Below are 20,454 nucleotides of genomic sequence, written 5' to 3' on the forward strand. Positions count from 1 at the left end.
GCGCAGCTTGGTTCAGTCACAGGCGACAGGAATTGATTCAGAACAGGATAAGCGAATGCCCGTTGAAGCCGTTGTTTTCGATATTGGCAATGTTCTGATCGAATGGCAGCCAGAAAGGTATTACGACCGCGTGATCGGTGCGGATAGTCGCCGCGCCATGTTCGCCGAAGTTGACCTGCATGGCATGAACGATCTGGTCGATCAGGGGCATCATTTCACCGAAACGATTTATGACTGGGCCGAAAAATACCCCGATTGGCGCGATGAAATCCGGATGTGGCATGACAACTGGATCGAGCTGGCCTCGCCCGAAATTCCGCATTCGGTTCGTTTGCTGCGCGCGTTGCGTGTCAAAGGTGTGCCGGTTTTCGCCCTGACGAATTTCGGGGTGCAGAACTTTGACTATGCCACAACGGTTTATCCTTTTCTGAACGAGTTCGACCGTCAGTACGTGTCAGGCCGGATGAAAACCGTGAAACCCCATGTGCCGATATATGAAATGGTTGAGGCGGATTGCGGCCTGTCACCTGCGTCCCTGTTGTTCGCTGATGATCGAATGGACAATATCGAGACAGCCCGGGCGCGCGGCTGGCAAACGCATCATTTCAAAGGCCCGCAGGGCTGGGCGGACCGATTGATTACCGAAGGTCTGTTGACCGAAAGCGAAGCCGGATGACGATTACGCAAATCTCCTTTGACGAGGGCGAGGCCAAACTGGATTGGCTGGAACTGGCGCAAGCGCTGGCAGACGGGCACAAACTGCCCAAGGCCCAGATCGGTGACACGTTTCTGTATCGTGATCAGGATACCGTCTTGTCGCGCGCCGCGTGGATCGACGGGTTGGGAATGGCCGTCAAGACGGCCACCATCTTTCCCGAAAATCCGCAGCGCAACGCGCCGATGATAAACGGGGCTGTTTGTCTTTATGACGACACGTTCGGAACGCTTGCTGCACTTGTCGATTTTCATCTGGTCACAAAGTGGAAAACAGCGGGCGACAGCCTGCTGGGCGCGTTGCGGCTGGCCAACCCGGATAGCCGGAACATTCTGATAGTTGGAGCGGGAGCGGTTGGCCAATCCCTGTGCGAGGCGTTTGCGGCGGGATTTCCACGCGCGAAGCTTCTTTTGTGGAACCGGACATTGGCGAAGGCCGAGGAACTGGCGTCAAAGCTCAAGGGTGTGGACGTTGCGCCAAACCTGCCGGACGCCGTCCATCATGCGGACATCGTCGTGACTGCGACCATGTCTACCGAACCTGTGATCAGGGGCGAATGGTTGCGGCCCGGTCAACACCTGAACCTGATTGGCGCATACCGGCCCGACATGCGAGAGGCGGATGACGAAGCGCTGAGACGTTCGCGCATCTATGTCGATAGCATTGATACGACCGTTGATCATATCGGCGAACTCAAGACACCTCTGGCCGAGGGGGTCATTGCCCGCTCTGATGTGAGGGGTGATTTTTATGATCTGGACGCCTTTGCCCGGGATGTGTCCGCCATCACCTTGTTCAAGAATGGCGGCGGGGCACATCTGGATCTGATGACCAGCCGCTATATTCTGGACAAGTACACCGATTGATCAGGCTGTGGCAGGCGCCAGGTCCCTGTTCTCACGGATCGGCAGATGTACGATTGCGCTGAATGCGCCGATGCCAATGCCGATCCACCAGACCATCGTGTAGTCGCCATAGATGTCATACATCCGGCCACCCAGCCAGACGCCAAGAAAACTGCCGATCTGGTGGCTGAGGAAGATGATGCCATAAAGCGTACCCATGTAACGCAATCCATAGAGATGTGCGACAAGGCCCGAGGTCAGCGGTACGGTGGCAAGCCATAGCGATCCCATCGCGATCGAAAACACGATGACCGACATCGGAGTGATTGGCAGCATGATGAACGCGGCGGCGGCAATCGTGCGCGCCGCGTAGATCGTTGCAAGCAGGTATTTCTTGGGAAAGTGGTTTCCGGCCCAGCCGGCCAGCAACGTGCCGCCGATATTGGCCAGACCAATGAGCGATATCGCAATAGCACCCAGCGCCGAAGTGGTCGTGATACCCATGGAATGCAACACGCCTCCGGGCTGAACGGGCCCACACATCTCGGTTACGAAGGCCGGGAAATGCGCGGTGATGAAACCAAGTTGATAGCCGCAGCTGAAGAACCCGAGAAATATCAAGGTATAAGACGGATCGCGGAGCGCTTTCCCCAGTATCCGGCTCATGCTTTCTTCAACTTCAGTGCGGTCTGCTGGTATGGGAGCGCGCATGAAAGGCAAAGTCAGTATGATTGCCAGAATCGCCGCGGCAAACAGGATGAAGACTTGCTGCCACGGCAAAAACGTCATCAGCCATTCAGCCGTGGGGGCGCCGACCACCTGACCAAAACTACCCGCTGCGGTGACAACGGCCAAAGACATAGACCGGTTTTTGTCCGAAGATGCACGTCCGACGACAGCCAGAACCACACCAAAGCCGGTGCCCGCAATACCAAAACCCACCAGCCAGGCGTACATCTGGTGTTCGAAGGGTGTGACCGACCAGGCGGACAACACCATCCCGGCTGCGTAAGTCAGCGCTCCGATGATGATCGCGCGCCGGTCGCCAACCTTTTCGGCGATTGCGCCGAATATGGGCTGACCAATTCCCCAAGCCAGATTCTGAATTGCAATGGCCAGCGAGAAATCTGTGCGCAGCCAGCCGAATTCATCCGCAATCGGTATCTGAAACACGCCAAACGAGGCGCGCACGGCAAAGCTGACCGTGATGATGATGCAGCCAACGATCAGAACAGGGTTCAGCAAACGGGCTGATTGCGGCATTTGGGTCTCCGGTACATATACGACCCGGACGTTAGCGGGATTTTGCAGGCGGTCAATTCAGGAGTTTTGTGCGGATGGATAAGCAAATTTGATGCGAGAAGAAAATGCCTGCTTTTCAATGCGCAATGCGGGCGGTATGGCTCGGGGATGACGGATCTTCTATCGCTTTACGAAGCGCGCATCGCAGAAGGCACTCTGACCCGGGATGATGCCCAGAATGCGGTATTGCCCGAATTCGAACGTATCCGAGCCAAATTGGCCGAGCCGGTCAAACGCGGGTTCTTCCGCAAGGCGCCGCCGCCGCCGAAAGGGTTGTACCTGTGGGGCGGTGTTGGGCGTGGCAAATCCATGCTGATGGACATGTTCGTCGAAACGCTGGTCGATGTTCCGGCGCGGCGGGTGCATTTTCACGCCTTCATGCAGGAAGTTCACTCTGGCATGCACAAGGCCCGTGAAGCCGGTGTTAAGGATGCACTGGCCCCGGTCGCGGCTGAGGTTATTAAATCGGTCCGGGTGCTGGCGTTTGATGAGATGCAGATTACCGACATCACGGACGCAATGATCGTAGGGCGTCTGTTCGACATGTTGCACGAGGGCGGTGTGGTTGTGGTGACGACCTCGAACCGGCATCCTGACGATCTGTACAAGGACGGGCTGAATCGTCAGTTGTTCCTGCCCTTCATCCATCACATCAAAGAGCAGTTGGTTGTGTGGGAGCTGACCTCACCCACTGATTATCGTCAGAACCGACTTGAGGGATCGCCGGTCTATTTCACGCCGATTGGTCCTGAAGCCCGCGCGAAGATCCGTGCGGTCTGGACCGATCTGTCAGGTGGTCCGGCCGAGCCGCTGAGCCTGCATGTCAAAGGGCGCGAGGTGGTGCTGCCCGCGTTCCGCAACGGCGTGGCGCGTGCATCGTTTTATGACCTGTGCGGCCGGATGCTGGGCCCCGGAGACTATCTGGCCATTGCCGATGAGGTGAAGGTTCTGGTGCTTGAGGACGTCCCGCGCCTGTCCCGCAACAACTTCAACGAGGCCAAGCGGTTCGTGACGCTGATCGACGCGCTTTACGAGGCGAAGGTTAGGTTAATTTGCTCCGCCGCCGCAGAGCCCGAGATGCTGTATGTCGAGGGTGAGGGGACGTTTGAATTTGAACGTACCGCATCGCGCCTGCGAGAGATGCAGGCAGTTGACTGGGGGCAGTGAGGGGCGCTGCCCCTCTTGGCCTGCGGCCAATTTACGCCAGAGTATTTCCGGCAAGAGAAAGGATCAGCCGTTTTCGCGCAGGATGTTGCCGGCCAGATAAAGTGAGCCGCAGATCAGTACGCGGGCCTGCGGGTCATTTTCCATGATTTTCGTAAGCGCATCCTGAACGGAAGCAGCCGTTGCTGCTGGTAAATTCACTTTGGCCGCTGCGGCTGCCGTGTCTTCAGCGCTGAGCGTGTTGGCCTCACCCGGAATCGAGACGGCCGTCAGGCTTTGGGCGTGCCCTGCCAACGGGGCCATGTATCCTGTGACGTCCTTGGTGTTAAGCATACCACAGATGAGATGGGTTGGTCTTTGGGGCAGTTTGGACAGGACGTCGGCCAAAGCTTGCCCGGCAGCGGCGTTGTGGCCGCCATCCAGCCAGAGTTCGGACTGAGGTGCCGCGTCGACCAGTGGCCCGGTTTTCAGGCGCTGCATGCGGGCAGGCCAGTGGGCGTTGGTTACCGCCGCTTCGTAAGCCGCGTCGCCGAGTTGCAGGTGGCGCAGTACGGCCAGCGCAGCGCCGGCATTCTGAATCTGGTGTGCGCCCAACAGATTTGGCAAGGGCAAGTCGCATAGGCCGGTTTCGTCCTGATAGATCAGGCGGCCGTTTTCTTCGTGAACGTGCCAGTGCTGGCCATAAGCGATCAAAGGGGCGCCGAGGCGTGCGGCGGTGGCTTCGATAACCTCCAATGCTTCATCCGGCTGCGGTCCGACGATGCAGGGCACGCCACGTTTGATGATCCCGGCTTTCTCTGCCGCGATCTTGGTCAGTGTGTTACCCAGAAACTGTTCGTGATCGATCGAGATTGGGGTGATTACCGTGAGCGCCGGGTTGTCGATCACGTTTGTCGCGTCCAGTCGACCGCCAAGCCCAACCTCGAGCAGGGTGTAATCTGCCTGAGTACGCGCGAAAGCAAGAAGCGCGGCGCAGGTGGTAATTTCGAAATAGGTAATGTTTTCACCACCGTTGGCGGCATAGCATTCGTCCAGCACTTTGGTTAGCTCAGGTTCAGAGATCAGCTCACCAGCCAGTCGAATACGCTCGTGAAATCGTGCCAGATGCGGTGACGTGTAGGCGTGGACGCCAAGCCCGGCACCCTCAAGACCCGCGCGGATCATAGCCTGGGTCGAACCCTTGCCGTTGGTGCCCGCGATATGGATGACTGGAGGCAGGTTATCCTGCGGGTTGCCCAATGCGCCCAGCAAACGCCAGACGCGATCCAAGGTCAGGTCGATGATCTTGGGGTGCAGCGCCATCATCCTTTCAAGGATGAGGTCCGATGTCTGGCCGGTCATTGTTCGCCTTTGTCCTCGGCGGGTGTTTCTTCGGTGGCGGGTTCTTCTGCGGCGGGCGCGGGCAGATCGCCTTTGACCGCGGGAGGCAGGCCCATCAGCATACGGGTGATGGTAATCAACTCATCCCGCATTTCCGTCCGCTTGGTCACGCGGTCCAGCATGCCGTGGTCCAGCAGATATTCGGCGCGCTGAAACCCTTCGGGCAGTTTCTCGCGAATGGTCTGCTCGATCACGCGGGGACCGGCGAAACAGATCAGGGCGTTCGGTTCGGAAATGTGCACGTCACCCAGCATCGCATATGATGCTGTTACGCCACCCGTCGTCGGATGGGTCAGCACGACGATATAGGGCAGTTTCGCCTCTTTCAGCATTTCCACGGCCACAGTGGTCCGCGGCATCTGCATGAGGCTGAGGATGCCCTCTTGCATCCGTGCGCCACCAGCAGCAGAAAACAGGATCAGGGGACGCTTGAGTTTCACGGCCTCTTGTGCAGCCGCGATGATGGCGTTGCCGACATACATGCCCATGGAACCGCCCATGAACGAAAAATCCTGCGCGGCGGCAACGATCGGGGTTCGGCCGATTTCACCGGTTGCTACCAGCATCGCCTCTTTTTCACCGGTCTTTTTCTGCGCCGCTTTCATGCGGTCAGGGTATTTTTTTTGATCACGGAATTGCAGCGGATCGGCGGTAGGTGCGGGTACTTCAACCTCGGTAAAGATACCGCCGTCGAACAGGCCTGCGAACCGGTCGCGCGGCGTGATGGCCATGTGGTGATCGCACTGGGTGCAGACATTCAGGTTTTCGGCCAATTCGCGGTGAAACAGCATGGTGCCGCACTCGTCGCATTTCTGCCATAGGTTTTCAGGCACTTCCCGGCGCGAGAAGATCGAGTTGATCCGGGGGCGGACGTAGTTGGTGATCCAGTTCATGGCGGAACCTTGCTGATGCGACGTTGGTGTCAAATAAGGCGCAACGACGGGAAATGCAATCAGCGCCGAAGCGCAAGGCGTGCCGCAAGCCATCCCACGAACATGACGGCGATATCCACGAACAGCCAGTTGCGCAATTCGCCGGTGTCGGACATTTCGTAGGGCAGCAGGAACAGGGCCAGCCCGCTTAGGGTTCCGGGCAAAGCAACAAAAAGCAGTGCAACAACATTGTTGAAAAAATGCAGGGCGATGGCGGGTCCAAGTGTCCCCGACCGTGCAGTCAGATCGGCGGCGAACAGACTGAATACCCCTGACCACAGCGCGACCAGTAACGCGTTTTCCCCCGCTTCTGCGGGAGAGTAATGCCCAGCCGCAAACAGAGCCGATGGCAGAACCATCCACATCCATGGGGAACGGAACCGGGCGGCGAGGGATTGTTGCAGGTAACCGCGAAACAGAACCTCTTCGGCACTTGTTTGAATCAGCACGGCCAACAGGGACATAGGCAGGATCGACAGCCAGACGGCGAATGACAGGTTGGGGATTAGCGGTTTACCCATGTCATAGGGTGGAAGCGCTGCAATTACCGCGCCTAAAATCAGCAATGTCCCCAGAACGCGGCGAAACTGGGCAAAGGCCAGACCGGGCTTTCCGATGACTGAGCGAAAAGGGCGGCGCTGCATGATTTTTGCCGCGAGGCCGACGCCCAGAGTGACCGAGGCGAAACTGGACAGCAGAACCAACATGGCTAACGGGCTAGAGGCCTCTGTCAGGTCCTGCATCAATGAAGCTGGTCCCAAAGTGGCAAGGGCCGCCAGCAAAGACGAGTTCAGGCCAGTCGCCACGAGACCCACAATCCCCAGACCGACAAGCAGACGCCAGATTTCCGGGTAAGCGCGGGCCGGTGCCACAAATTGGTGATGAGCTGAATAGGCTGATGCTCTGTCAGACTCCATGGCTTTATCCGGCCCGCCCCTGAGGTTCGTTTGCATCGGGGAGGTTTGCAGGGTTGAAGTTCGCCTCCTGCATGGTGCCAGCCAGATTGGTCAGGTAACCGGCAACCGTCTCAAGCAGTTGCATGGCGACACCGGCGTCACTTTCCACGACCGCGCGCAGTTCTTCGGCGCCGATCCTCAGGAATGAGCATCCGGTGTCGGCGATCAGGTCAAGTTGTCTGGGTTTGTCAGCAATAATAGCCAGATCGCCGATAAGGCGTCCCGGTTCCACGGTGGAGATCAAATGCGTGTTCTTCTGATCGTCGGTCCAGCACAGGTCGGCTTTGCCGTCGATGCACAGATAGGCCGCATCAGGCGATTGACCGCGGGAAAAGATCACCTGGCCTGCGGCCGCATCATACCACTGGGCCGAGAACGCGAGCAGACGCTGGTTGCGGGCGTCGAGCTTTGCAAAAAGCTCGGTCGAGGAGATGATCTTGAGTTTGCGGCTCAAATCTGCGGATGCGCCTTCCTGGATATCAGGTTCAGCACGTGAGACTCCGTCTATCCGCCCGTCCTTGACTTCGACGAACAGGTCATAAGCTTCGGGGTGGGCAAAGTGGTCTTCCATGAAGATCATGATCGACTCGGGTAGCAACTCCCGCAGTTTCAGGCGTGTCCGCAGGCGGCTTTCTGAATCGTGGCTTGCCAGCGCCTTGTCGAGAATCAGAATGTCGGGCCGCTTGATCCCTGCGCGGGAAAAGGCGGCGCGTTCCTGGAATACGGTTGGCAGGTTGTTTCCGCCCAGACCGGTCGGCAGGTCATAGATGATCGCGGCCAGGCGGCGGCGCAGACCGGCCTTGTTCAGCACGTCCGCCACCACGTCTTCGATTTCATCCATTCGCGCACCGGCCATGATCGAGACCCGGCCATACAGCGCATTTTCCAGAACCGTCAGGCGTGGAACGTAGGCGTCCGGCGTCACTGGGACGAATAGCCCTTTCATCGAAGACAGCAGATTCCCGGACTGGCTTTTGCGGATGGCAAGAATCTTGTCTTTGTATTCCTCGGGAAAGCTTTGGCCGATCTGTTCGGCGGTCAGCATGAACGGAACGGTCAGCAGCAACGCACGTTCCTGATCGGTCAATGCATCGTCGCCCTTGCTGGTGCGGCGGTCGGCGATGTCGAGAAGGCGGTGATACATGTCTTCGGACATGCCCAGACGCAAAAACAACGGGTGATCTGTGCCATCGCGACCAAACGCCTGTTTCAGGGATTCGAGTACGCCCAGTGCCATCTCCATGGCCTCAACGGCCAGATCATGACCTTGCAGCATGGCCAGAAACTTGCGATCGCCCGCCAGAACATCAGGCGAAATATCCCGCGATGGCGAAGCAAACAAAAGGTTGCCGCCAAGGGGTACCGCCGGGTTGAATTGTTCGGGGTCAAAGCGGAACACCAGATCGTCAAGACCCTTTTCCCGGATGCGTTCGGCCACTTCTTCCCGCAGATTGACAATCTCGGAGGCCAGCACATTGTGCAATTGCGGATCGACTCGAGACCGCAAAGTGCGGCGGAACATGAACTCGTCGATCCCCATGGCTTCGACCAATTGAAACCACCAATCGCGAATCTGCTCGCTATCGTTCAGACCGGCAAGACCGGGATCGACCCAGTTGTCATCGAGAGAGTCCGGCGTGTTCCCGGCCCTTACCGCCTCGATCTGTTTACGGGTCGGCATGCGAATGGCGTCCGCTTCGTGCTGGGGGCGGGTGCGTAGTGGCATCAGCAGGTTATCCCCCAACGTGCCGTCAAACAGATAGGGCCGGGAATAGGCATAGCCCACGCGGGCAGCGATCACCGCCTGATGCAGGTCGTTCAGATTGTGCCCGGCTACGATCACATCACCCCGTACAGGCTGAATTTCCCGGGTCAGAAGCTGCGCGATCGCGGATCGTTCCAAAGCATGAGACGACTGAATCGCAACTCTGGCACCCAAGGGAATGTTCAGGTTGATGTCTTCGAGGATCGTGTTGCCGTCCGGATCCCTGACGGTCACATTACGCAACTCGATATCGCCGGTCAGACGTGGAATGCTGTCGGGCTCACCCTCAAACAGGTTTTCGGGGATCATGTCATCAGGGGCAAATCGTTCGGTGACGATCTGCCAGCGCAGCGACATGTCCTGTACCTGGTTGTAATAGAACAGCAATTCCTTCCAAGGGCTACTCAGATCCTTATAGGCCCCAAGCGCGGCCACCAGAGCGCCCACCGTAATCTGACCCTTGATGGCCAGATATCCACCGACCGAATAAAACAGAAACGGCGTCATCTGCGTGATCAGGTTGTTGAGGAACTTCATGAAGAATTTCTTGTTGTAGATCCGGAACCGGATCTCGAACAATTTCCCCAACCGGTCGCTGAACTGGGCCAGCCTGTAGCGCCAGCCGCCATTGGCGCGAAGGTCACTGATACCCGCGGCGCTTTCACCGATTTCGGAGCTCAGCCTGCGGACCTCCTGAATGCGGTCCTTGTTCAACAGGTTGATCTGGCGCTGCAATTTTGGGATCAACCAGGCCTGCAGCGGGATCAGGGCAACAGATGCCAGACCGAACCAGACGCTTTGCATGAACAGGAAGGTGACGATCGTCAGCATCTGGCCAAGCTGGAAAACGGGCTGGGCAATGGCGTCACCCATCAAACCACCCATTGGCTCGGCCTCGGACGATATCATCGAAACCAATTCGCCCTGACTGGTGGTTGCGAAATAGGATTTCGGGAACCGCATCGTCCGGCTGATCAGGGTATAGCGCAGGCGACGCAGCATCCGCTCGGACAGAACGCCCTTCATCGTGTTGATGCGCATTTTCATCAGGCCGCTGATGATCACGGTGGCCAGAAAGGCGAAACACAAGATCATCAGGTACTGAACCTGCGTTACCGTCACCCCCAACAGGGTCACCGTATTACTTGGCGCACCGATGGCGTCGTTGATGATCCGCTTGGGCAGTTCAAGCGAGACGTACAGAAACGGAAATGACAGAACGGTCAGCACCAGCAGAACCAGTTGCTGTTTCTTTGAATGCTTCCAAATGAAGGAAAAAAGAGTGGGTTCCATGCCCGGCCTCATCGTGAAATTGGGTGGTCTGCGGCAATATGTGGAAGAACCCACTGCGTCGGGAACCAAACGGTAAGCACTGCCCCCCACGATTGCAAGAACGGCCGGTATATCTTCTGCTCACCAACTCGCGCAGGTGTTGTGCACTTTTTTAAGCTTTTTCCCGTTCCTGTCTTTATCTCGCAGACCCTCATTCGTTAAAGAGGTGCGAAACGCAGCGGAAGGCACATGGGTAAATATCTGGATCGGCTTTTTCACCGCGCGACCGAGCGGCGATGGCGCGAAGCCGCGCAGGCGGCGAAGTCGGCTGATTGGCGGGACTTGCGGAAATTGCGCGATCAGGCTCGCGGGCTGCGTAAACAGCTTGACCAGTTGATCCTGACGGCCGACGAGCGTTTGAATTGCCCGGACGTCGGATCAACCCGCTTTTTCCGGCCGCAAAGAACGGACTGGTCCTGGCGGCCTGACCTTTGGCGTGGGCCTTTGCAACGGTTCGGTCAGTCCTCTGTGGCGCGAAAGACACCTCTGGACGATCAGGTGAAGCTGTTTCACGATTGCGCCACCTCTGAGATCACGTTTCGCCAGATACGCAACCGGCAGGCGGGCGATCTTGCCCCTTTTGGTCTGAGTCTGGAGGTCTTCGAATTCGACGGCTCTTTTCTGTCCCTGTCTGCCGAACTTCCGCCGGAGGCGACCGCCGGGATGACAAAGTCGCATCTGATGCGGCTGGATGCATCGGTCGAAGCAGAGCGCCCGGTTGAGGTCATTGCCCGACTGAATATTCAGCATGGCCCGAATACGGAACAGATCGGACACCACTTTTCGACAGACTCTCCGGAGGTGTCGATCGAGTTTGATCTGGCTTACGCAAATCTGAATGAAAACCGGATCAGCAAGGTCTGGCTGGATCTGATATTCCAGTCACCCGAAATGAACCGGCTGGTTGTTCGCGATTTGACCTTGTGCCGCCACTTTCGGGCCGAATTGTAGGGTGTTCTGGAATGACACAACCAAATCTGAGCGCTGTTCGTTTTGAAAACGGAATATGGGAAGGCCACCTGAGCGGGCAGGACAAGCCGGATCTCAGGGTGTGCTATCTGGATCAGGATGTGGAAGGCATCGAGCTTTCGGAACTGGATAATGGATGGTTGCTGCGCATTCCCGTTCCGCTTGCCGCCGTGGCTGACGGTGTACATACGGTTGTCATCCATGATCAGGGCGCGGACATCAAACTTGGCGATTTCACTCTGATTGCGGGCTCTGTGGTGGAACATGACCTGAGGGCCGAGGTTGAATTGCTGCGCGCTGAGCTGGACATGCTGAAACGCGCATTCCGGCGGCATTGCCGGGAAACCGACGACTAGACACGCGGCAACCGATTGCATTTCCGCGAAACATTCCTGATTTTCCTATCTTTTTTGCGCTCGATAAGGCACCAATAGAACAAACCTACATTCAAGAGTGACCAAATGGACCGCAGTAGCATCACCAAGGTCATCGCCTTGATGGTGACCGCTTTTGGGATCGGGATCGATTTCACGGGTGCCTTGCTGCTGATACCTGCCATCGAAAATGCGTTCGATGCGGACATCACCAGCACTCAGTGGGTCCTGAACATCTATGCGCTATTCTTTGCGATGACGATGGTCGCGGGCGGGCGGCTTGGCGACATGTACGGCCACCGCAGGGTCCTGATGATCGGGCTTTTGATTTTTCTGGCGGCCTCGGTGATCTGTCTTGTTTCGCCCAGCCTGAATGTGCTGATTGCCGCGCGTGCCCTGCAGGGTATCGGGGCGGGGTGCGTCTGGCCCTGTACTCTGGCTTTCGGAGCCACCAAAGTGGCAAAGCCGGAACACCGCGCACTGGTGATGGGGTTGATTCTGGCCGGTGTTACCAGCGGCAATGTCTTTGGCCCGATGATCAGCGGCGCGGTCGTCAATCTTGGCGACTGGCGGCTGTTTTTTGTGGCCAACGTCATTTTCTCGGTCGTGTCGATGGTGACCGTGCGGCTGCTGATGGCGCGGGAAAAGGACCACAAACAAGGCGAACATATCGACTTTGCGGGTATGGCGGTTCTGTCGCTGGCGGTTCTGTGCCTGCTATACGGTTTGGATGTCGGTGCCGACTGGGGTTGGACGTCGCTGCCACTGATGGCACTGTTCGGCGTTAGTGCTGCGTTGTTTGTCCTGTTTCCAAAGGTCGAGAAACGCGTGGCCGAGCCGCTGATACTGCCGCAGATGATGCAGAATCGTGAGTTCAGGATCACGCTGGCTCTGAACGCCGTGAATGTGCCGGCCGCTTACATCGCTCTTTTGTATTTCCCGCAATACATGCAGAAATCGCTGGGCTGGTCGACCTTTGAATCGGCGCTTGGGTTGGCGCCCCTGACCTTGCTGCTGGCGGTCGGATCCATTCTTTCCGGCACGCTTTACAACGACTTCGGTCCAAAACGGTTGTTGTTCTGGGGGTATATCATAGCGACCGTCGGTTCTCTGAGCGTGGTTCTGATGCCAAGTTCGCTGGGGTATTTCCAGATCTTGCCCGGCATGGCTTTGATCGGGCTTGGCGCAACGCTGACAGTCGGACCTTCGGGTACCGCCGCGGTCTGTGCGGTCAAGCCGGAACGCGCCGGGCTGGTGGGCGGGCTGAGCTTTATGGTTCACCTTGTCTACGGCGCGATCGCGGTCGCTGTGGCAACGGCAATCATGTATATGGTCAGCCTGATAAGCCTGCGCGATGAACTTGCCGCCGAAAACATCAATCTGTCTGATGCCGAACAACGGGCGATCAATGGTGGAACCCTGGCGACAAAATCGGCGCAGGCGGTTCTGGAGAAGCTTGGACCGCAGGAAACCGAAAAAATCCGCAGCGCCATCAACGCTGCCTTCGACAGCGGCATGAACATGGCCTTTGTGTTTGCAACGATTTCAGTTGGAATCGGAGTGATCTTTTCGTTGATGCTTGACGAAGAAAAGCTTCACAAAGTCGAGGCGTAGAAGGGGCCGCCAGATAGACGGCCCCGTTTCGTATTATTGCGAGCGTGCCGGAGCCGCAGGGTTGAAGGCCGACAAACCTTTGAGGATATCAATCGCATAGGCCAACTGATAATCCTGCTCACGCAGTTCGGCAGTGGCTTCGGCTTTGGCGCGATCTTCCTCGATCTGCCGAATTTCATCTTCGCTCAGGCTGTCATTGTTCAGACGGCCACGCAGGTCCGCCTCGGAACGGCTGCGGGCGTTTGATTCTTCCTCTTCCTCGGTTTCAGGCTGACGGCGTGGCTGTTCGACAACGATGTCGGGGCTGACGCCAAGCGCTTGGATCGAGCGCCCAGACGGTGTGTAGTACCGGGATGTGGTCAGACGCATGGCGCCGTCTCCGCGCAGGGGCATCACCGTCTGAACGGACCCTTTGCCAAAGCTCTTGGTGCCGACAACGATGGCCCGGTGATGGTCCTGCAACGCACCAGCAACAATTTCCGAAGCCGAGGCAGACCCGCCATTGATCAAAACGACAATTGGTTTGCCGTTGGCCAGATCACCATCGGTTGCATTGAAGCGCTCACCGTCTTCGGGGTTGCGGCCGCGGGTCGACACGATCTCGCCCTCGTCAAGAAACGCGTCCGAGACCTTGATCGCCTGAGTCAGCAAACCGCCCGGATTGTTGCGCAGGTCCAGAACGACACCGTTTACCTTGTCGATGCCACCGGCCTCTTCGATCTGCTTTTCCAGACCTTCCTTGAGGTTCGGATAGGTCTGATCGTTGAAGGTGGTCACGCGCAGCACAACGCTGGTGCCTTCCGTACGCGCCCGGACGGCCGTCAGTTTGATCGTGTCACGGATGATGGTGACGTCGAACGGGTCCTGTTCGCCTTCGCGAACCACGGTGATGATGATTTCCGACCCAACCGGCCCGCGCATCAGTTCAACCGCCTTGTCCAGAGTAAGACCCAGAATGCTCTCGCCATCCACGTGGGTAATGAAATCTCCGGCTTCGATACCCGCCTCGTCCGCGGGTGTGTCGTCAATGGGTGAGACGACCTTTACAAAGCCGTCTTCCTGAGTGACCTCGATGCCCAGCCCACCGAATTCGCCGCGTGTCTGCACACGCATCTGTTCCGCGTCATCCGGCGACAGATAGCTTGAGTGCGGATCAAGTGATGTCAGCATGCCGTCAATCGCGGCCTCGATCAGCTCATCCGACTCGACCTCTTCCACGTATTGCGCGCGGATGCGTTCGAAAATGTCGCCGAACAGATCCAGCTGCTCATACACGGTAGCCTTGCTTTCCGCCTCTTGCGCCAGCAAAGGACCGGCAATCTGAGTGGTGGCGATTATGCCCGCCACGGTTCCGGCCAGACCGGCCATCACAAATTTCTTCATGCTCGTCTATCCATCCTTGTCCGTTCGGAACCAAGTTTCCGGGTCCGCAGGGCTGTTGCCCTCTCTCACCTCTATATAGAGCGTTTCTGACCGGTTTGTTCCAGTGCCATCACCGCTTGTTGACAGAATTGCGCCGATTTCCGGAGTCTCACCCGCCATCAGGCCGACAGGGCTGCCTTTTGGGATGACCTGTCCCGGCTCGCCAAAAACTTCGCTCAACCCGGAAAAAATGAACAGTAGATCAGGCTGTGGCTCAAGAATGACGACATTGCCAAGATCCAGCAGCGGCCCGCGATAGCGTATGGTGGCGGCGGTTGGCGATACCACCAGCGAACGGGGTCGAACACCCAGCACCAACCCGGGGCGGGTCACGCCGGCCGCATCGGTGCCGCCAAAGCGATGCAACAGAACGCCCTGAACAGGCAGGTCGATCTGACCTTTTAGACTGGAGATATCGGCGTTGGTTTCGGCGATGTCAGTGCCGGAAATTTCGGACAGACCGCTGGCAAAGCCGTCCAGAGTTTCGGTGGACGAGATCAGAATAGCCGTACGAACCGGGTCTTCCACGAACCGCTGCGGCAAATCCGTCCGGTCGGCGATGGCCTTGCTCAGCTCGGATCGTGCCGTTTGCACGCCAGTCAGCCCTTCGGTCAGGGTATTTGCAGCGCTTTGCTGAAGCTGCCGCAGCGTCTGGACTTCTTGCAGATCATCGGCAAGCGCCTGCGTCCGCGCATTGAGGCCCGGCGTGACCTCGGCCAGCATCATGCCGGTACGCGCCGCGCCCAGCGGGCCCGACGGGTGCAGCATCAGAACCGGCGGCGCGGTGGTTTCGATGGTTTGCAGAACGCCCAACAACTGCGAGATGTCTGTTTCCCGGGCCCTCAATTCCGCAGTCAGCTCGGCCTCGCGCGTTGCCGCCTTGCGCAATCCTTCGCGCATCGCGGCCAATCCGGCCTCATAGGCCTGAACAGTTGCAGTCAGGGCGCGCACCCGGTCCCGGGCGCCTTCGGCCTCGGTCAGGGAAACCGAGGCCTCCTCAAGCATTTGCGCCGCGTCCAGTGCAGCCTGCGTGACATCGGCCTTGGTGGCGGCAGGCACCAACCACAAAAGCGCAGCAGCAATAGTCGCCCACAGCTTCATCCCAACAGGCTCTGACCGGTCATTTCCGGTGGCTGTGGCAGGTCCATGAGGTCCAGAATGGTAGGCGCCAGGTCCGACAACCGCCCATCCCGCAGGTTTGCACCCTGAGGGCCGCCCACCAATGCGACCGGTACTGGATTCAGCGTATGCGCGGTATGTGGGCCACCGGTTTTGGGGTCGATCATCATCTCGCAATTGCCGTGATCGGCGGTGACGATCATGGCCCCGCCCGCGGCCTTCAACGCAGAAACCACCTGTGTCAGACCCTGATCAACGGCTTCACAGGCCTTGATCGCCGCATTCAGATCACCCGTATGGCCAACCATATCGGGATTGGCATAGTTGGTTACGATCAGGTCATATCCGGCCTTGATCGCTTCGACGAATTTGCCGGTTACCTGCGCCGCCGACATTTCCGGTTGCAGGTCGTAGGTCGCCACCTTGGGCGATTTCGGCATATACCGGTCTTCGCCTTCCTCGGGATCTTCCTTGCCGCCGTTCAAAAAGAACGTTACGTGCGGATATTTTTCGGTCTCGGCAAGTCGGAACTGGCGCCGGCCCTGTTTTGCGACCCAGGCACCCAGCGTGTTGACGATCTCGCGCTTTGGAAAGACGGTTGTCATATAGGCATTGTGCCCGGCTGAATATTCCACCATCCCCAGCAGCGCTGCCAGCCTTGGGCGCGGACCGGTGTCAAATTCGGAAAAATCCGGCTCGCCAATGGCACGCAGAATCTCGCGGGCGCGGTCAGCGCGAAAGTTCAGGCAGAACAGGCCGTCACCGTCCTTCATACCATCGTAGCCGGTCAGAACGGTCGGGGCGATGAATTCATCGGTTTCCGACTGGTTATAGGCGTGGTCCACGGCCGAATGCGCTGTGCTGACCTTGCGGCCCTCACCCTTGACCATCGCGTCATAGGCTTCGCCCACGCGTTCCCATCGGTTGTCCCGATCCATGGCGAAATACCGTCCAATGACGGAAACGACGCGGGCACCTGTCGGAAGGCGCTCTTCAAGTTCGGCAAAATAGCTGTAGGCAGATTTCGGCGCCACGTCCCGCCCGTCAGTGATTGCATGCAGCGCAACGGGTATTCCGGCCTGCGTGATGGCCTTTGCCGCAGCAACGATGTGATCGATATGGCCGTGTACACCCCCGTCTGAGACCAGCCCCATCAGATGAGCCGTGCCGCCCGATGCTTTGACCCTGTCGATAAAGTCCAAAAGTGTGTTGTTGTTGAAAAACGATCCGTCCTCGATCGCCAAATCGATCTGACCCAGATCCATCGCAACCACGCGACCCGCACCAATATTGGTGTGGCCGACCTCGGAATTTCCCATTTGCCCGGTCGGCAAGCCCACATCCGGCCCGTGCGTGATCAGCCGTGCATGTGGGCCGTTTGTCATGATGGCGTCAAAGGTGGGCGTATTCGCCAGCAATGGCGCATTGGCTTTGGTTGCATCCGACAATCCCCAGCCATCGAGAATGCACAGAACAACGGGCTTGGGGGCGGTCATATTCTTACTCCGGAAACTGCTCTGAGCAGCCTTCTACCCCTTGCCCGCCCTGGGGTGAACCGCCTTTAGCGCAACCACTTGCCAAAATTACCAGAACGTCTGGAATCGGTTTGATATTCGGGCTTATCTCGACCTGAAGCTCAAACTGTGGTTATGCGGCATCCGGCGTCAGCAGATGCCTGAGCAATGCCACCGGATGCGCCTTGAGGCTGAGGCGTGTGGCAACATAATCCTCGACCACCTGCTCGCCCAGAGACATCTGCGGCAGGTAGGCCGCAGGCTCGTCCAGCGCTTCGCCTTCCAGATCCTGCGCAAAAAGTGGCAGGGGTCTGGCTGTGGCAATCGCCTTGGCCTGCCACAATGCCTCGCGCCGGGTCAGGCCGCAGGTGGCAAAGGCATCCGCCTCGGCCAAACGCTCAATCACTGCCGGACCAAGACCAGCGCGGCGCCAGATATCGTCGACCTGCATATACCCATTGCCCCGTGCCGCGGTCAGCCACTCGGCATCCTCTTCGCGCAGGCCCTTGATCTGCCGGAATCCCAGACGCAGGGCCAGACCGCCGCGCCCGTCAGGCTCCATCACGTTGTCCCAATAGCTGGCGTTGATGCAGACCGGGCGGATCTGCACCCCGTGCTCGCGCGCATCGCGCACGATCTGGGCCGGGGCATAGAACCCCATCGGCTGTGAATTCAGCAGCGCGCAGGCGAAGATGCCCGGATGGTGGCATTTGATCCAGGCCGAGGCATAGACCAGCAGCGCAAAGCTGGCGGCGTGACTTTCGGGGAAGCCATAAGACCCGAAGCCTTCGATCTGCGAAAAACAGCGTTCGGCAAAGTCGTTGTCATAGCCGTTGCGCTTCATGCCGCGCAGGAACAGGGTGCGGAACTCGCTGACATTGCCGTGCTTTTTGAAGGTCGCCAGCGAGCGGCGCAGCCGGTCGGCCTGTTCGGCGGTAAAGCCCGCGCCGACAATGGCGATCTGCATCGCCTGTTCCTGAAACAGCGGCACACCCATGGTTTTGCCCAGCACCTCGCCCAATGCGTCCGAGGGGAAAACAACCGGTTCTTCGCCATTCCGTCGCCGGATATAAGGGTGCACCATGTCCCCCTGAATGGGGCCGGGGCGGATGATCGCGACCTCGATCACCAGATCGTAGAATTTGCGCGGCCTCATGCGGGGCAGGAAATTCATCTGTGCACGTGATTCCACCTGAAACACGCCAATACTGTCGGCCTTGCACAGCATGTCATAAACCTGCGGGTCCTCGGGCGGCAGGGTGGCCAGCGTATATTGGGTCTGGTGGTGCTGGCCGATCAGATCAAACGCCTTGCGGATACAGGTCAGCATCCCGAGGCTGAGGACATCGACCTTGAGGATGCCAAGCGAGTCGATGTCGTCCTTGTCCCAGCAAATGACTGTGCGGCCCTCCATGGTGGCGTTTTCGATGGGAACCAGTTCGTCCAGCCGCCCCTCGGTGATGATGAAACCGCCCACATGCTGAGACAGATGGCGGGGGAAGCCATCGATCTCATAGACCAGTGTCAGAGTCTGTTTCAGGCGGCGATCTTCGGGATCGAGGCCAATTTCGCGCATCCGTTCGGCCTCAAGCCCGGCAGCCGAGAAAAAGCCCCAGAGTTGGGAGGACAGCGCCGAGATGGTATCTTCAGTCAGGCCCATAGCGCGGCCGACCTCGCGGATGGCACGCTTGCCGCGGTAATGCACGACCGTCGCGCAGAGGCCCGCGCGTTCCCGCCCATAGCGGTCGTAGATGTGCTGGATCACCTCTTCGCGGCGTTCATGTTCGAAGTCGACATCGATATCGGGTGGCTCATCGCGCGCCTCGGAGACAAAGCGTTCGAAGACCATGGTGCCCATCTCGGGGCTAACTTCGGTGATGCCGAGGCAGAAGCAGACCACCGAATTGGCCGCCGACCCGCGCCCCTGACACAGGATGCCGCGCGAGCGGGCGAAATGGACGATGTCGCGGACGGTCAGAAAATAGGGTTCATATTTCAGCTTGCCGATCAGGGCGAGCTCATGCGCCAGCATCTTTTTTGCCTTCTCTGACGCGCCCGCCGGATAGCGCCATTTCAACCCTTCATGGGCCAGGCGCTGCAGGCGCTGGGTCGGGGTTTCCTGCTCATTGCCCTCGCTGGGGTATTCATAGCGCAACTCGTCGAGCGAGAATGTAAGCTGTTCGCTGAGCGCGTGGGCGCGGGCAACAGCGCCTTCGTGACCTTTGAAGATACGCAGCATCTCACCCTCGGACCGCAGGCGCTGTTCGCCATTGGCCAGCGCCTCGCGGCCCAGCTCATCCACCTTTCGGCGCAGGCGGATGGCGGTCAGCACATCACCCAGCTTGCGGCGGGCACCGTGATGCATCAGCGGCGTCGCGCTGGCGAGGGTGGGGATGTTCAGCTGTTTTGATTCAGTCTCTAATAAAGGGAAATATGTGGTATCGGCACCATCATACCGGGGATGCATCAACAGATGCATCCGCCCGGCAAAGCGGCGCGTCAGTTGTTGCGCCTGTGTCCGCCATGCGACCGCGCCGCCCGGAGACCGGGCCGCCTGTGGCCAGAGCAGCAGATGGAGGCCGTCGGAAAACTCCATCAGGTCCGACAGGTGCAGGATGCAATCGCCTTTCTCGGCGCGCAGGCGGCCCGTGGACAGGATGCGGCACAGATTGGCCCAGCCCTGCCGATTCAGGGGCAGGGCGGTGACGGTGGGCGCGTCGGTGAAAATCAGCCGCGCTGCCGGGATTAGGCGGGGCACCGCGTGGATCGGATAGGAGGGCGGTTTCGGGATGTGATCGGGGCAGGGCGGGCCGATGGTGGTATTCTGCGCCTCCCACTCCAGCCGCTCGCGAACCTTGCGGGCAATCTCGCGCCCTTGGGTATGGGCGCGGACGATTCCGGCGACCGAGTTGTCATCGGCAATCGCAATAGCGGGGAGGCCCAGGGTAACGGCACGCTCCATATACTCCTCGGGGTGCGAGGCCCCGGTGAGGAAGGTGAAATTCGACGTGATCGACAGTTCGGCATACATGGCGATTCCATATTATATTC

At 58.6% G+C, this 20,454-nt stretch carries 15 protein-coding genes; 6 read left to right on the forward strand and 9 right to left on the reverse strand.

Translation table 11 applies throughout. The annotated features are described in order from the left end of the window. The first annotated feature begins 55 nt into the window (after positions 1-55). Entirely contained in the window at positions 56-676 is a 621-nt protein-coding gene (locus tag ACR0NA_RS09005) for an HAD family hydrolase (protein WP_480728169.1), read from the forward strand. Next, positions 673-1,581 carry an ornithine cyclodeaminase family protein gene (locus ACR0NA_RS09010; protein WP_480728172.1) on the forward strand — a complete coding sequence of 303 codons (909 nt, stop codon included), beginning with the start codon at positions 673-675 and terminating at the stop codon, positions 1,579-1,581. The genes ACR0NA_RS09005 and ACR0NA_RS09010 overlap by 4 nt, the downstream gene beginning before the upstream one ends. On the opposite strand, the gene ACR0NA_RS09015 is transcribed toward ACR0NA_RS09010, so the two are convergent. Next, on the reverse strand, positions 1,582-2,823 hold the full coding sequence (locus ACR0NA_RS09015; RefSeq protein ID WP_480728174.1) for an MFS transporter: 1,242 nt from the start codon (positions 2,821-2,823) through the stop codon (positions 1,582-1,584). It lies immediately after the preceding gene. Between the two features lie 147 nt (positions 2,824-2,970). On the opposite strand from ACR0NA_RS09015, the gene zapE reads away from it, so the two are divergent. Beyond that, complete coding sequence (zapE, locus tag ACR0NA_RS09020) at positions 2,971-4,029, forward strand: cell division protein ZapE (protein WP_480728176.1); 1,059 nt, start codon at positions 2,971-2,973, stop codon at positions 4,027-4,029. Between the two features lie 63 nt (positions 4,030-4,092). Here the strand turns inward: zapE and ACR0NA_RS09025 are convergent, their stop codons facing one another. Genes ACR0NA_RS09025 through ACR0NA_RS09040 form a run of 4 tightly spaced genes read right to left on the reverse strand, consistent with a single transcriptional unit; the run spans position 4,093 to position 10,352 of the window. Then, positions 4,093-5,367 (reverse strand): bifunctional folylpolyglutamate synthase/dihydrofolate synthase, encoded by a 1,275-nt coding sequence (locus ACR0NA_RS09025; protein WP_480728178.1) that lies wholly within the window; start codon positions 5,365-5,367, stop codon positions 4,093-4,095. Continuing rightward, positions 5,364-6,299 (reverse strand): acetyl-CoA carboxylase, carboxyltransferase subunit beta, encoded by a 936-nt coding sequence (accD, locus tag ACR0NA_RS09030; protein ID WP_480728179.1) that lies wholly within the window; start codon positions 6,297-6,299, stop codon positions 5,364-5,366. Before accD ends, ACR0NA_RS09025 begins: the two co-directional genes overlap by 4 nt. 59 nt (positions 6,300-6,358) lie before the next feature. Further along, positions 6,359-7,255 carry a CPBP family intramembrane glutamic endopeptidase gene (locus ACR0NA_RS09035; protein WP_480728181.1) on the reverse strand — a complete coding sequence of 299 codons (897 nt, stop codon included), beginning with the start codon at positions 7,253-7,255 and terminating at the stop codon, positions 6,359-6,361. A 4-nt stretch (positions 7,256-7,259) separates the two neighbouring features. Continuing rightward, entirely contained in the window at positions 7,260-10,352 is a 3,093-nt protein-coding gene (locus ACR0NA_RS09040) for an ABC transporter transmembrane domain-containing protein (protein WP_480728183.1), read from the reverse strand. A gap of 228 nt (positions 10,353-10,580) precedes the next feature. Between ACR0NA_RS09040 and ACR0NA_RS09045 the strand changes: the two genes are divergently transcribed. From ACR0NA_RS09045 to ACR0NA_RS09055, 3 genes are all read left to right on the forward strand, one after another. Then, positions 10,581-11,342, forward strand: coding sequence for a DUF6478 family protein (locus ACR0NA_RS09045; RefSeq protein ID WP_480728185.1), 762 nt, complete (start codon positions 10,581-10,583; stop codon positions 11,340-11,342). 11 nt (positions 11,343-11,353) lie between these two features. Further along, a complete protein-coding gene (locus ACR0NA_RS09050; protein ID WP_480728187.1) occupies positions 11,354-11,716 on the forward strand; it encodes a hypothetical protein in 363 nt (120 codons plus the stop codon). Positions 11,717-11,821: 105 nt separating this feature from the next. After that, complete coding sequence (locus ACR0NA_RS09055; protein ID WP_480728189.1) at positions 11,822-13,348, forward strand: MFS transporter; 1,527 nt, start codon at positions 11,822-11,824, stop codon at positions 13,346-13,348. A 33-nt stretch (positions 13,349-13,381) separates the two neighbouring features. Here the strand turns inward: ACR0NA_RS09055 and ACR0NA_RS09060 are convergent, their stop codons facing one another. The 4 genes from ACR0NA_RS09060 to ACR0NA_RS09075 form a co-directional block, all read right to left on the reverse strand. Next, the gene (locus ACR0NA_RS09060; protein ID WP_480728191.1) at positions 13,382-14,731 is read right to left on the reverse strand and encodes a S41 family peptidase; all 1,350 of its coding nucleotides are present in this window, start codon (positions 14,729-14,731) and stop codon (positions 13,382-13,384) included. A 6-nt stretch (positions 14,732-14,737) separates the two neighbouring features. Further along, complete coding sequence (locus tag ACR0NA_RS09065; protein ID WP_480728194.1) at positions 14,738-15,871, reverse strand: murein hydrolase activator EnvC family protein; 1,134 nt, start codon at positions 15,869-15,871, stop codon at positions 14,738-14,740. Continuing rightward, positions 15,868-17,385, reverse strand: coding sequence for a 2,3-bisphosphoglycerate-independent phosphoglycerate mutase (gene gpmI, locus ACR0NA_RS09070; protein ID WP_480728196.1), 1,518 nt, complete (start codon positions 17,383-17,385; stop codon positions 15,868-15,870). The genes ACR0NA_RS09065 and gpmI overlap by 4 nt, the downstream gene beginning before the upstream one ends. A 151-nt stretch (positions 17,386-17,536) precedes the next feature. After that, a complete protein-coding gene (locus ACR0NA_RS09075; protein WP_480728198.1) occupies positions 17,537-20,434 on the reverse strand; it encodes an error-prone DNA polymerase in 2,898 nt (965 codons plus the stop codon). Between the last annotated feature and the right edge of the window lie 20 nt (positions 20,435-20,454).

This window comes from Ruegeria sp. C11, from assembly GCF_056537725.1.

Excerpts from the sequence above, each read along its gene's own strand:
- ACR0NA_RS09035 (WP_480728181.1), bottom strand. The coding sequence starts at position 7,255 with ATGGAGTCTGACAGAGCATCAGCCTATTCAGCTCATCACCAATTTGTG.
- ACR0NA_RS09015 (WP_480728174.1), bottom strand. The coding sequence starts at position 2,823 with ATGCCGCAATCAGCCCGTTTGCTGAACCCTGTTCTGATCGTTGGCTGC.
- ACR0NA_RS09055 (WP_480728189.1), top strand. The coding sequence starts at position 11,822 with ATGGACCGCAGTAGCATCACCAAGGTCATCGCCTTGATGGTGACCGCT.
- ACR0NA_RS09045 (WP_480728185.1), top strand. The coding sequence starts at position 10,581 with ATGGGTAAATATCTGGATCGGCTTTTTCACCGCGCGACCGAGCGGCGA.
- ACR0NA_RS09050 (WP_480728187.1), top strand. The coding sequence starts at position 11,354 with ATGACACAACCAAATCTGAGCGCTGTTCGTTTTGAAAACGGAATATGG.
- accD (WP_480728179.1), bottom strand. The coding sequence starts at position 6,299 with ATGAACTGGATCACCAACTACGTCCGCCCCCGGATCAACTCGATCTTC.
- ACR0NA_RS09065 (WP_480728194.1), bottom strand. The coding sequence starts at position 15,871 with ATGAAGCTGTGGGCGACTATTGCTGCTGCGCTTTTGTGGTTGGTGCCT.
- ACR0NA_RS09060 (WP_480728191.1), bottom strand. The coding sequence starts at position 14,731 with ATGAAGAAATTTGTGATGGCCGGTCTGGCCGGAACCGTGGCGGGCATA.
- ACR0NA_RS09040 (WP_480728183.1), bottom strand. The coding sequence starts at position 10,352 with ATGGAACCCACTCTTTTTTCCTTCATTTGGAAGCATTCAAAGAAACAG.
- ACR0NA_RS09025 (WP_480728178.1), bottom strand. The coding sequence starts at position 5,367 with ATGACCGGCCAGACATCGGACCTCATCCTTGAAAGGATGATGGCGCTG.
- gpmI (WP_480728196.1), bottom strand. The coding sequence starts at position 17,385 with ATGACCGCCCCCAAGCCCGTTGTTCTGTGCATTCTCGATGGCTGGGGA.
- zapE (WP_480728176.1), top strand. The coding sequence starts at position 2,971 with ATGACGGATCTTCTATCGCTTTACGAAGCGCGCATCGCAGAAGGCACT.
- ACR0NA_RS09005 (WP_480728169.1), top strand. The coding sequence starts at position 56 with ATGCCCGTTGAAGCCGTTGTTTTCGATATTGGCAATGTTCTGATCGAA.
- ACR0NA_RS09010 (WP_480728172.1), top strand. The coding sequence starts at position 673 with ATGACGATTACGCAAATCTCCTTTGACGAGGGCGAGGCCAAACTGGAT.
- ACR0NA_RS09075 (WP_480728198.1), bottom strand. The coding sequence starts at position 20,434 with ATGTATGCCGAACTGTCGATCACGTCGAATTTCACCTTCCTCACCGGG.